We start from the raw sequence: 12,728 nt of genomic DNA on the forward strand, positions 1-12,728 counted from the left end.
GGACTTTTTGATGAATAGAAATAATGTGGAATAAATGATAAAGATGTATCAGTCAAAACTATTTTCTAATAGTGGAAATTTGAACAACCAAAAGCTGAATTATTTTTTTATCAAAATAAATATTAAAAAACCCTCTCCTAAATTAGTTCGGAGAGGGTTGAGAAAATGGAATTGATTCTATTCAGTTTCCTTCTTAATTTGGTTTTTATTCTTCACATATTTTTCCAACCAGGTATCCATTTCCCAAAGAGTGTGTAAGATAGACTCCTCGGCTGCATATCCATGGCTTTCATTCGGTAAGAAAACCAATCTTGCTGTTGCCCCATGGCCTTTCAGCGCATTATAATATCGCTCAGATTGGATGGGGAAAGTACCGGAATTATTATCTGCCTGCCCATGAATCAACAGGATTGGTGTTTCGACCTTATGCGCAAAAGAGAAGGGAGACATATTGAAGTATACATCCGGTGCTTCCCAATAAGTACGTTGCTCATATTGGAAACCAAATGGAGTAAGTGTTCTATTATAAGCGCCACTTCTAGCGATTCCTGCGGCAAACAAATTGGTATGGGAAAGTAGATTTGCCGTCATAAATGCACCATAAGAATGACCTCCTACCGCAATTCTATCTCTGTCACCAATACCCAACTCCACAATATGGTCTATTGCCGCTTCAGCATTTGCTACTAATTGTTCTATAAAATAGTCATTTGGTTCCTTATCCCCTTCGCCGACAATTGGCATTTCGGTTCGATCCATAATTGCATATCCGCGTGTTACCCAATAGAGTGGTGATCCCCAACTCAATCGTGTAAAGGCATATTTGGAACCACGCACCTGAGCAGCTACTTCTTTTGACTTATATTCTCTTGGATAGGCCCACATCAAAACTGGAAGAGGTCCATCTTTAGCTACATCATACCCTGCAGGAGTATAAATTACAGCAGAAAGATTCAGTCCATCCTTTCTTTTATAGGTTACCAGTTGCTTTTGAACTCCTTTTAGGGACTCATAAGGATTAGCAAAATTAGTCATTTGTCTAGGAGCAATTCTCTTTTTGGTGTTTACCAACCAGTAATTTGGTTGGATTTCAGTACTCTCTTTTAGAGTGATGAATTCAGTGCCATTATCGTCTATTACTTTTACAACTCTTTCATAGTAAGGCGCTTGAGATCTCCATAGGATTTCCTGCTCCTTTGTTTTTGTATTAAAAGTGGATAGGAAAGGCATGTTGCCCTCTGGAGAACCTCCGGGACTCGTCATGAATACTAAATCTCCTTTTCTCATGAGTACATTTCTACCAAATTCATTTTCTATGTAAAGAGGATCACCTGGATCATTATACAGATCATCCGATGATCTATCGATGATTACTCGTTTTGGCAGGGAAGGATCAGAAGGGTTTATTACTGATCTAACCTCTTTTCTAGATCTTGTCCAGCGCTCATTAAGGATGGCGAAAGAGTCATCAGACCAAGCTATTCCTGCATAACGGTACGGTGTGGAGGCTAATTTTTTCTTTTGGGCGGTAAAAGGGGCATCAAGTGTAAAAACAACATCTCTTTCCTCGGTGTCGACTCTAGCATCTCCTCCATCTTGTGCCTCTACCCAATACAAGGTAGCAGGCTTATCTGCTCTCCAGTTAATATTTCTTGGCCCCGTTACTGTGGCATCAAAACCTGTTGGTCGGTTTTCATCAAGTGGGATTTCAGCCAAAGTTTTTAATTTTTTTCCATCCTTTGACCAAATTTCTACATCATAAGGAAATCTTGATGCAGGAACCAAATAAGAAAATGGCTTTTTTATCAAATCCACCATGATATAGGAACCATCTGGAGATAGATCCATTCCTTTGATCATTCCACTTGGTCCAATTGGCTTTTTGCTTCCATCCAGATTTACGAGCATAATCTGAGAATCCATGAAAAAGGCAAAAAGGGCTTCATCATACGGATCTGCCAATAAATCCTGATAAGTTCTACTAGGAGCAGCATCTCCAGATGTTTCCTGGATGATTGGCCCTGCTGGAGCAGCCGGTCTTTGTGGCATTGATCCTCGGTTTGGATTCGCTGCTTTTATCAATAATTGATTTTCAGGAGTCCAAAGAATTGAATTTCCATAGACATCATTGACGATGGCATCTGTTAGTTTCTTTGCTTCAAAAGTGCTAAGATTCACTACCCAAAGGCTGATACCATTTGCTTCTGTCTGAGTAAATGAAAGATATTTTTCATCATGCGACATGGAGAAATCCCCCAAATTGGGATTGGATGGCAAGCCTGTGATCTGCTTTTCTTCTCCACTTTGGGTCATTTTGATTTTGATATTTTCTACTCCTCTTCCACGGCTCGGGCCGGAAGTAGCTGGATTAATTCTTAGACCAGCTATGCGTAATTCTGGCTGTGAAAGGTCCTCAATACTTGGGTTGTCTGCTCTTTCCAATAACAGCATCCAACTTCCGTCTTTATTAAAGCTAACAGATGGAGTGCTCGGAGCATCAACTAAATCCATGATTGATTTGGCAGGCTTTTGATAACCGGATTGAGCCTTAACTTCAGAAAATCCAAAGCATATTAGAATGCCTAGTAATAATCTGAAAGTAAATCTTCTTGTCATATAAATTAGGGTTTAGTTCCAATAACTAATTTAGTCTTGTCAGTTTGGATTACTACTTAAAAAGCCATCAATGGTTCGAATCGTGGATAAAGTCGCTTTTTATAAGTTGTCTTAAATTCTTAAAGAGTCAAATTTGAAGCAACATGCCACCTCTCGATTAACATAAATTTGTTCAAGGAGGTAAAAGTTATGACATGTCCAAAGTTGTCAAGAAATCCTTTAAAAAATTGAAGCTATAATTTTTAAAAAAAGAATTAGGATTATTAAGCTGCTAATTTTCTTAAAAACTAGTAGATTATTAAGACACAATCCAAAATAGCTGAGAAACTGTAGAATTTCTCAATATATTTGAAATTTAACCTCAGATAATTTATATCTTGACGTAAGTTAAATGAATATGAAATCAGGTTTTGTACCCTAGATAATTTTATTATATGAAGTTCATAGGAATTTTTTTTTTAATATTGGTCCTGCTGGGATCTTTTTCAATTTCTTTTGCCCAGGATGATGCGGCGGAGTTGGCAAAAAAACTAGCAAATCCCATTGCCTCTTTAATTTCCGTACCATTCCAGAATAATACAGACTATGGAATTGGTGAATTTCGCGGAACTCGGAATACAATGAATTTTCAGCCGGTGTTGCCAGTGAAAATCAATGATAATATCAATATGATTACTAGGGTGGTATTACCCATCGTAACTCAATACAATATCACAGCACCAGGTGAAAAACAAACAGGTTTGGGTGATGCAGTGATGTCCGCATTTTTCTCACCGGCTAATTCTGAAAAACTAACTTGGGGAGTAGGTCCTGCGTTTTTACTTCCTGTAGGGACAAATGATTTCTTAACAACCAAGAAATTTGGAATGGGACCTACAGCTGTAGCATTAAAGCAATTGAACGGATGGACAGTTGGAGGTTTAGTAAATCAGATTTGGTCTGTGGCAGGTAATGAAAACCGTCCTGATGTAAGTCAGATGTTCGTCCAACCATTCGTTGTCTATAACTGGAAGTCAGGGGCAGGAATTGGAGCCAGTATGGAATGGACACAAAACTGGAAAGCATCTACTTCTACTCTTTGGCTAAACCCAACAATCTCTGCTGTAACCAGTCTTGGAAAGCAAAAAACTCAATTTGTCGTGGGACCAAGACTAAATCTTGCTGCTCCGGATGGCGGTAAAGCGGATTGGGGTTGGAGAGCAGTGGTAATCTTCCTGTTTCCCAAATAGATTGTAGTACAGAATTTAATACACAACAATTTCGAAAAAGTCAGTTGGAGTTTTAGGAATTTGCTAAGTCTATTTTTCCCATTTCCTTCTGATTTTTATTAACCTTGTAGTACTAATGAAAGCATCGCCTTAAGAGCATATTTTATTGGTAATTTTTCTCAAAAAAGACCCAAAAATTGATACTTTAATTATTATAGGCTAAAGTTTTTCGCTCTTTAAATGTTTGATAAAGCTATAATTTACCATTTTTACCTTCTTAACTCGAAGAAGATGGGGAAATGATTCAAATAATAGCTGAAGTTGGACTAGGATTGGGTTTAATGGTTAGCCTTGTGTTAATTATTTTTTCTATTAAAAAAGGAACTGCTAATTGGCTGTTGGGAGTATCTTTATTTTTGCTATGGTATTGCTTAATCATCTCTGAATTATATCGAACAGAACTTATTTACACCTATGCTCATTTTTCCAGAACAGGAAATATAGCTGCATTTTTGGTAACGCCGTTTTTATATTTTTTTACTGAGAGGACTTTCGATCAAAGTAAATCCCCGACAAAAAGGTACTGGTGGGTCTTTATACCTGTCTTGTTTTATTTCATTGATTTCCTTCCTTATTTCCTATTATCACTTGAAGAGAAAAGACAAATAGTTCGATCTCAGCAGCTGGGGGATGGACATTTTGTGTTTAAAGAGGGTTTTTTTACTCCTGATTGGGTCCAATATTACCTTAGGTTTTTGTGGCTGGTCTTATTTTTATTTTTGACAGTTAGAGTGGTATGGAAAAATAAGTTTATCATTCAATCACAGAAAAGCAAGAATAACCGAACTATCGCGGGTTTTATTCTAGTGATTACTTCCCTTTACGCTATTTCAATAATACCTGGCTTTTTTATGAATTATTTCATTGAAAGCTCTTATGATCTTCAAATTCAAAGTATTAGTGTCTCCATTACTTTAATATTTACGGCTGTCTTTTTGATTTTTAAGCCCACTTATTTGTATGGATTTTATATAGAAAAGGGGACGCTTGGCATTGAGAAAAAGAAAGATTTAAAAGCAGATTATGCTTCCGAAGAAATAAATGCCAGTGATCAATCAATCGGTGACGCCCTTGATAAATATGTAAGAAAAGAAAAGGCATATAAGAACTCAGCTTATTCTATTCATGATTTGAGTAAAGAAATTGGTATACCTGTTTATAAAATTTCTCCGGCCATCAACTCTTGCTATGGTACGAATTTCAATACTTGGCTAAATGGACATAGGATAAAAGAATTTGAAGAATTGATCTTATCAGGAGCTCATGAAAACCAAAGCTTAGATCAAATTTCCAGTCAATGTGGCTTTTCCAACCGTACTACTTTTACAAATTCCTGTAAAAAGATAACAGGTTATACTCCTAGTGGATATGTCAAAACCATGGCTTCTTGAGGCTTCTGGCTTTAAAAAACTGTGAATATTTTCCAAATCGTTACATTTTCGGGAGACTTTGAAGAGGTTAAAGAGTTATTTAAGGTGTAAAATTTTATCTTTAAACTGTTATATTTAGGGTTTAACTGATTTTTATAGATTGTTTTCAATTCTAATCAAATAGATTTTCCTCAAAAATGACTCTAATTTATTAATTCCTAATCTATCCAATTTCAACTTAAGAAAGGAAATTCAAATCTTTTCTAATTCTATTAAATAACATTACTAATTATGGAAAAAACACAATCAATTTTTAAAAGCCTTCTTTTATTGATGCTATTCAGCCCAATATTGGCTTTTGCACAAGATAAACCCAATATTCTGGTAATTTGGGGAGATGATATAGGCACATGGAATATCAGCCATAATAACCGAGGTATGATGGGGTACAAAACCCCGAACATTGACCGAATTGCTCGTGAGGGTGTAGGTTTTACCGATTATTATGCGCAGCAATCTTGTACAGCTGGACGAGCTGCTTTCATTGGAGGTAATGTACCTGTGAGAACCGGTATGACTAAAGTGGGTATGCCAGGAGCCAAAGAAGGATGGCAAATGACAGATATCACAATGGCGACCGTAATGAAGAACCTAGGTTACAGTACAGGTCAATTTGGTAAGAATCACCAAGGAGACCGCGATGAGCATTTGCCAACGATGCATGGTTTTGATGAGTTTTTTGGAAATCTTTATCATTTAAATGCTGAAGAAGAGCCAGAAAATTTTGATTATCCTGCCGATTTGGTTTTGAAAAACGGTAAGACCTTCGGGGAAGTATATGGTCCAAGGGGAGTAATTCACAGTTGGGCTGATGGTAAAGGCGGACAGAAAATTGAGGATACCGGTGCTTTGACCAAAAAGCGAATGGAAACTATTGACGATGAGTCTCTCGCTGCTGCTAAAGAATTTATTAAAAAACAGGTGGAAGATGGGAAACCATTTTTTACTTGGTGGAATGCTACCAGAATGCACTTCAGAACTCACGTAAAAGAAGAGCATATAGGAATCAGTGGTCAGGATGAGTATTCTGACGGTATGGTGGAGCATGATATGCATGTAGGTGAATTATTAGCACTTTTAGACGAATTAGGAATTGCTGACAATACAGTAGTGTTTTATTCTACAGATAATGGTCCACACTATAATACGTGGCCTGATGCAGGAACAACTCCTTTCCATGGTGAAAAGAATAGTAGCTGGGAAGGAGCATATCGCGTTCCGGCTTTCATAAAATGGCCTGGAAAAATCCCTGCTGGTGAGACATTGAACGGAATCGTCTCTCATGAAGATTGGTTACCAACTTTTGCAGCAATCGGAGGTGATCCTAACGTGAAAGAAAAAATCATGAAAGGAGTAACCATGGGTGGTCGTACCTATAAAAACTATATTGATGGCATGAATCAATTAGATTACTTGACAGGCAAAGTGGATGAATCTCCCCGTAAAGGCTTCATCTATGTGGATGATGCAGGTTCGGTAGCGGCTTTGAGATATACTGATTGGAAAGCGATGTTCTTGGAAAACAGAGCTGATAAACTCCAAATTTGGTTGGAACCATTTGTAGAACTAAGAGCTCCATATTTATTTAATTTAAGAAGAGATCCTTTCGAAAAAGCATTGATTGGTTCTAATACCTATTACGATTGGTATATTGATCGCGCATATATCCTTATGGCTATGCAAGGATACGCCTTCAATTTCTTGTCCACTTTCCAGGAATATCCGCCAAGTCAAACAGCAGGTGACTGGAGCTTAAGCAAGGTGGAAGCACAGATTAATAATATGGTCAAAGCAAATAATCAATAACATTTCTAAAGCCGGTCAAACTGGACCGGCTTTTTTCTTTTAACCTTTATGGATTTTGTAGAAACACAGTCAATTATGAAAAAGTACAGCTTCTTTATTATTTTAACTACTTTTTTGGTTTCCACTTCCTGTCAATCTCCTGATACTACTGATTCCAGCATCTCTTCTACCGTATCTACGGATTTTGACGCCTTATCCTCCTGGAATGAAGGCCCAACCAAACAGGCAATTATAGATTATGTAGAAGATGTATCTAATCCGGAAAGTGCCAACTTTATTCCAATTGAAGATCGCATCGCAACATTTGACAATGATGGTAATTTGTGGTCGGAACAGCCTGCCTATTTCCAATTGTTTTTTGCTATGGATCGCGTAAAAGCATTAGCATCAGATCATCCAGAATGGAAAACAACACAGCCTTTCCAGTCGGTTTTGGAAAATGACATGAAAACCCTAAGCTCATTTGGGGAGCATGGTTTACTCGAATTGGTTATGGCATCTCACTCTGGGATGTCGACTGAGGAATTTGAACAAATAGTGACTGATTGGTTAGCCAATTCAAAGCACCCTCGTTTTGATAGGCCATTTAATGAATTGATCTACCAACCCATGTTAGAGTTGTTGGACTATTTGAGAGCAAATGAATTTAAAACCTTTATCGTATCAGGTGGAGGGATTGAATTTATGAGACCGTGGGTTTATAAAGCATATGGTATTCCTTCTGATCAAGTAATAGGAAGTAGTATTGCGACTGAGTTTGATTACAACAATGGAAACCCCATCATCAAAAGACTACCAAAAATTGACTTTATAGATGATAAGGAAGGGAAACCCATAGGAATTCATAAGTTTATAGGGAAAAAACCAGTATTCGCTTCCGGTAACTCTGATGGAGATTTACAGATGCTTCAATGGACTGATTCCAATAAGTATAAATCATTTCAATTGTACCTACACCATACGGATGCTGATCGTGAATGGGCCTATGATAAGGATTCATCAGTAGGAAGGTTAGATAAAGGTTTAGAAGAAGCAAGCAGTAAAGGATGGACCGTAATTGATATGAAAAACGACTGGAAAGTGATTTATCCTTTTGAATTAAAATAGAACTTCCAGATTTTGAATTAAATAGATAGCTGGAAATATTTTTATTAACTCTAAATATTAAAATAGCTCGCTGTATTTATGGCGGGCTATTTTTTTTAATTTAAGAAGAGAAAACAAATCAGAAGTTTAATCACTTGAAATTCAACATATTTTATCTCTAAAACCTATCGAGTATATAATGAATAAAGTTAACCTAAATGAAAAATTTGATCTGATCAAAGAGCATTGGAGCCCTAAGATCATTGGTGAACTTAACGGGCAAGATGTCAAACTTGCGAAAGTTAAAGGTGAATTTGTATGGCATGATCATAAGGGTGAAGATGAACTATTCCTAATCATCAAAGGAACACTTCGAATTGAGTTTAGAGACCGAAGTGTAACCTTAAATGAAGGGGAAATGCTAATAATTCCCAGAGGAGTGGAGCATTACCCCATAGCCGAGGAAGAAGTCTTGCTTCTACTTTTCGAGCCACAAAATACAAAACATACGGGTGATGTGATGACTGAGCGTACTGTTCAAAAATTCGAAAAGATATAATTCTAAATTATATGAAAAAATCAACTTCATCTGTTGCTCTGCTTTTATTCATGCTCATCTTGGCCTGTGATCCGAATGACAGAAAAGTAGCTCTTGACCACGAAGAGCTTTCCATTTCAACTATTCACGAGAAATATATTTCAGGAGAACTTACTGCAGCCAAACTTGTGGAGGCCTATCTTACTCGAATTGATTCAATCAATCCAAAAATCAATGCGCTTACCACTATCAATCCTAAAGCATTAGAAATAGCGGAATCACTGGATGAAGAGTTCAAGGAAACGGGAACTTTGCGACCGTTGCATGGAATTCCGATGATCGTTAAAGACAATATCAATACAGTCGGTATGCCGACCACTGCAGGGTCATTGGCATTGGCAGATTTTTATCCAGAAACAGATGCTTTTATAATTAAAAAACTTGAAGATGCCGGAGCAATTATACTTGCCAAATCAAATATGGCAGAATGGGCTTTTTCTCCTATGCACTCGGAAAGTTCTACAGCAGGCGTTACCCGTAATCCTTATAATTTAGATTATGTGCCAGCAGGTTCCAGCGGAGGCACAGGTGCTGCAATAGCAGCAAATCTGGGAACTATAGGGTTAGGAACGGATACTGGCAATTCGATCAGAGGACCTTCTTCACATAATGCTTTGGTTGGATTCAGAAGTACGCTGGGACTAGTCAGTCGAGAGGGAATTGTACCGCTGTATTTGAGAAATGACGTAGTTGGGCCAATGTGCAAAACCGTCGAAGACGCTACAAGAGTTTTGCAAGTAATGGCTGGCATAGACCCGGAAGATGCTTTGACCTCTTATTCCGAAGGAAGGTCAAAAAATAATTACATGCAATATCTTTATGAAGAAGGTTTGAAAGGAGCTAGAATTGGCGTTTTCCGTACGCTGAGTGAGCGTAACCCTGACCCGGAAATCAGCATACTATTTAATCAAGCATTAGAAGATATGCAAGGATTAGGAGCTGTGATAATAGATTCCGTTTCGGTTGCGAACTTTGATGAATTGAGGCAAGATCAATGGTGTCCCACTTTCCGAACTGACCTAGAGGACTTCCTTGAAACTTACGTGAAGCGAGATACCATGAGTACGCTAGAAGATGTTTTAAGAGTCGGGACGAAATCAGACTACACACGTCAACGAATCGAGTCATTAAGCGGCGGGAATATGGGGAGAAGAGGAAATCCGGAAATTCCTTGTGGAAATGTTTACGAGGATGAAAAAAGGGTTGCCTTTCGTGAAGCAATAGAGAAAAAAATGGACTCCTTACAGTTGGATGCTCTGGTCTACCCATCGTGGAATAATAGGCCTGCACTTATCGAAAAATTTCAGGAGGAATATCGAGGTGATAATTCTCAGATCATAGCTCCCGCTACTGGTCAGCCGGCCTTCACTGTTCCCATGGGGTTTAGTTCAGGAAATTTACCTGCTGGATTGCAGTTTCTTGGAAGAATGTATGCAGAGCCGACCTTAATTAGACTAACTTACAGTTATGAGCAAGGAACAATGCATAGAAGGCCACCGAATTTCTAAATTTCTTTGTATTATTATTAGCTGTTCCATTAGATTTTAGCGAAATTATTATCATATGAGTTTTTTACTTTCACAAAAAAGAATCCTTTTAATAGTAATACCCTTTACTTTTTGCTACCTAAGCTTAATTGCGGATTCATTTGCCCAAGGAGCACAAAAGATATTCAATCCAGTACATGATGCTTATTTCGATAGTATTAAACAGATGGATTATCCTTTTATCTTTCCGATTTTAGGAAAAGGAGCTGCAAAGAGGGGATATGATCTTCCGTATGCTTATGGAGTCAGCGGGATTTATTTTACTCAAAGACAAGAAATTCTTATTGAACGAACTCTGATAGGCTTTAATGGAAGTGAAAAAGTAGACGTCAGTAATTTTATAAAGTTTGGCCCAACAATCGCAACAACCAATGCTTATACCGTTCGGCCAGATATCTGGGTTTTACCATTTTTGAATCTTTATGGGATTTTTGGAGGAGGGACTACCCAAACTGATGTTAATTTAATCTCTCCAGTTGGGTTTGAGACAAGCCAGCGATTTTCTGTTAGCAGTTTTGGTTTAGGAGCAACCTTGACAGGAGCATTTGGTCCTATTTGGGTTGCTTGGGATAACAATTACAATTTTGCAGATGTGGAAGTGGTCGTTGAACCTGTTCCTGCTTTCAACAGTAGTTTGAGAATTGGACATGCCATTTCTTATTTTAATCATCCACAAAGATCTTTATCTGTATGGGCTGGTGTGTTTTATCAAAACATTCAAAATGATACTAAAGGTAGTATTGCAGTATCGGAAATATTTCCTGGTTTTGGGGAGGGAAAAGTAATAGAGTTTCTCGACGAGTGGGCAGATGGTCTTCCGCCAGCACAGAAAATTATTGCCAAACAAATCATTAGGAAGTTGGAAGAAGCGGGTCAAGGAATAGATGCATCCAATAGTTTTATTGACTACACGTTGGATAAAAAAGTAGCGGCACCTTTTAATATTATTCTCGGTGCACAATATCAATTTAATAAACATTGGATGCTGAGAACCGAATTTGGTGTATTTGGAAAAAGAAGCCAATTTTTGTTGAATTTAAACTGGAGGTTTCCTGGATTTAAACACACTAAAAAATGAAATTTATAAGAATAGTAGCCTTTGCGGCAATAGGATTATTTACCCATTCTTCAGTTCAAGCTCAAGTTCTTTTGAGCTTAATATTTGGGGATAAATTGAATAACGAAGAGAATGCATTCGGTATTCATTTAGACTATAGTTTCAATAATATTTCCAATTTACCAGAGTCAAACTATCAGGGCTCTTTCAATTTAGGTATTTTTTTTAGCCATAGAGTTAATGATCATTGGGAAATGAATTTAGACCTTCTCGGAAAATATGTAAGAGGAGCAAAAGGAATACCTGCTTATCCATTATTGGACCCTTCCTTGGATTCTAAGTTTACAGGAACAACGATAAATAGAAAAATTAATTACGTGAGTGCACCGATCACAATTAGGTATAAAAATAAGAAGGGGATATTCTTAGAGGCAGGTCCACAGTTTGCATTGAGAACAAAAAAGGCTTTTGATTATTTTGAAACAGATTTACCTGATGGAGAGCTTAATTTGAAAGTAGATATAAAAGATCAGGTCAAGCAATTTGATATTTCTTATGTCATTGGTTTGGGTATGTATATAGGAAAGGATAAAATAAACGCTCTGGGAATACGCTATTATGGAGGGCTTATTGATGTCATGAAAAATCTTGAAAGTGGAAATAAACATAGCCAGTTTGCTATCTATACCAACATTCCAATTGGAAGGGCAAAAGCAGGATTAAAATAATTATAGATTAATAAGTTGCATAAGGGCTGATTGACCCGTCTTAAAGAAAGAATTCTTATTAATTAAGTTATTTGTAATCATTACTTATGAAATTCTTGAGATACCAATTTTTGCTCTTAATAATTCTGGGATTTGTTTCTTGCAAAGAAGACAAAGATCTCCTACCGATTACTCCTTTAGAAGGGACATGGCAATATTCCTATTATAATCAGGATCAGCAGTTCTTTTTTATCTACCAATATATTTTTAACCCAGATGGAACTATGGAGAAGAGTATTTTAATTAGAGAAAGCGATACTCCAAAGATCCTTGGCTATTATAGTAATGCTTTGGGCACTTACGAATTGCGTGGCGAAACATATTCTGAAGTTTTGGAGAGGCAATTTGTTTTGGCATTAGATGCATATGTTTTCTATGTACCCAAAGAAAAACTAATCGAAGTTGAGGTCACTTCTGGATTTTCAAATAATGGGACACTTATTTTTTCTGAAAACAACAGATCTTTTGAGTTGGGATTCACCTGTAATGACACTCCTTCTGGAAGAACAACCAGTTGTCAAGCAGCAATAACCTACAAAAGAGTGGATTAATT

The 12,728-nt window shown here is 37.2% G+C and carries 10 protein-coding genes; 9 read left to right on the forward strand and 1 reads right to left on the reverse strand.

Translation table 11 applies throughout. The features are described from left to right. Positions 1-177: 177 nt before the first annotated feature. Positions 178-2,616: a prolyl oligopeptidase family serine peptidase gene (locus tag AAGF08_RS01460; RefSeq protein WP_343509121.1), complete on the reverse strand. Its 2,439-nt coding sequence runs from the start codon at positions 2,614-2,616 to the stop codon at positions 178-180. A gap of 434 nt (positions 2,617-3,050) precedes the next feature. On the opposite strand from AAGF08_RS01460, the gene AAGF08_RS01465 reads away from it, so the two are divergent. The 9 genes from AAGF08_RS01465 (at position 3,051) to AAGF08_RS01505 (ending at position 12,726) form a co-directional block, all read left to right on the forward strand. Further along, on the forward strand, positions 3,051-3,845 hold the full coding sequence (locus AAGF08_RS01465; protein ID WP_343509122.1) for a hypothetical protein: 795 nt from the start codon (positions 3,051-3,053) through the stop codon (positions 3,843-3,845). A 278-nt stretch (positions 3,846-4,123) separates the two neighbouring features. Beyond that, positions 4,124-5,275, forward strand: coding sequence for an AraC family transcriptional regulator (locus tag AAGF08_RS01470; protein ID WP_343509123.1), 1,152 nt, complete (start codon positions 4,124-4,126; stop codon positions 5,273-5,275). Positions 5,276-5,545: 270 nt separating this feature from the next. Continuing rightward, positions 5,546-7,120, forward strand: a complete 1,575-nt coding sequence (locus AAGF08_RS01475; RefSeq protein ID WP_343509124.1) for an arylsulfatase — start codon at positions 5,546-5,548, stop codon at positions 7,118-7,120. Between the two features lie 75 nt (positions 7,121-7,195). Continuing rightward, a complete protein-coding gene (locus AAGF08_RS01480) occupies positions 7,196-8,227 on the forward strand; it encodes an HAD family hydrolase (RefSeq protein WP_343509125.1) in 1,032 nt (343 codons plus the stop codon). 178 nt (positions 8,228-8,405) lie between these two features. Beyond that, positions 8,406-8,765, forward strand: coding sequence for a cupin domain-containing protein (locus AAGF08_RS01485; RefSeq protein WP_343509126.1), 360 nt, complete (start codon positions 8,406-8,408; stop codon positions 8,763-8,765). 11 nt (positions 8,766-8,776) lie between these two features. Further along, on the forward strand, positions 8,777-10,312 hold the full coding sequence (locus AAGF08_RS01490) for an amidase family protein (protein WP_343509127.1): 1,536 nt from the start codon (positions 8,777-8,779) through the stop codon (positions 10,310-10,312). A gap of 55 nt (positions 10,313-10,367) precedes the next feature. Further along, complete coding sequence (locus AAGF08_RS01495; RefSeq protein ID WP_343509128.1) at positions 10,368-11,429, forward strand: hypothetical protein; 1,062 nt, start codon at positions 10,368-10,370, stop codon at positions 11,427-11,429. Continuing rightward, a complete protein-coding gene (locus AAGF08_RS01500) occupies positions 11,426-12,136 on the forward strand; it encodes a porin family protein (protein WP_343509129.1) in 711 nt (236 codons plus the stop codon). Before AAGF08_RS01495 ends, AAGF08_RS01500 begins: the two co-directional genes overlap by 4 nt. Positions 12,137-12,222: 86 nt before the next feature. Next, entirely contained in the window at positions 12,223-12,726 is a 504-nt protein-coding gene (locus AAGF08_RS01505) for a hypothetical protein (protein ID WP_343509130.1), read from the forward strand. Positions 12,727-12,728: the final 2 nt, after the last annotated feature.

Origin of the sequence: Algoriphagus sp. SE2 (assembly GCF_039563885.1) — a bacterium.
Lineage (GTDB): Bacteria > Bacteroidota > Bacteroidia > Cytophagales > Cyclobacteriaceae > Algoriphagus.

Coding starts and splice junctions, on each gene's coding strand:
- AAGF08_RS01460 (WP_343509121.1), bottom strand. CDS start 2,616: ATGACAAGAAGATTTACTTTCAGATTATTACTAGGCATTCTAATATGC.
- AAGF08_RS01465 (WP_343509122.1), top strand. CDS start 3,051: ATGAAGTTCATAGGAATTTTTTTTTTAATATTGGTCCTGCTGGGATCT.
- AAGF08_RS01470 (WP_343509123.1), top strand. CDS start 4,124: ATGATTCAAATAATAGCTGAAGTTGGACTAGGATTGGGTTTAATGGTT.
- AAGF08_RS01475 (WP_343509124.1), top strand. CDS start 5,546: ATGGAAAAAACACAATCAATTTTTAAAAGCCTTCTTTTATTGATGCTA.
- AAGF08_RS01480 (WP_343509125.1), top strand. CDS start 7,196: ATGAAAAAGTACAGCTTCTTTATTATTTTAACTACTTTTTTGGTTTCC.
- AAGF08_RS01485 (WP_343509126.1), top strand. CDS start 8,406: ATGAATAAAGTTAACCTAAATGAAAAATTTGATCTGATCAAAGAGCAT.
- AAGF08_RS01490 (WP_343509127.1), top strand. CDS start 8,777: ATGAAAAAATCAACTTCATCTGTTGCTCTGCTTTTATTCATGCTCATC.
- AAGF08_RS01495 (WP_343509128.1), top strand. CDS start 10,368: ATGAGTTTTTTACTTTCACAAAAAAGAATCCTTTTAATAGTAATACCC.
- AAGF08_RS01500 (WP_343509129.1), top strand. CDS start 11,426: ATGAAATTTATAAGAATAGTAGCCTTTGCGGCAATAGGATTATTTACC.
- AAGF08_RS01505 (WP_343509130.1), top strand. CDS start 12,223: ATGAAATTCTTGAGATACCAATTTTTGCTCTTAATAATTCTGGGATTT.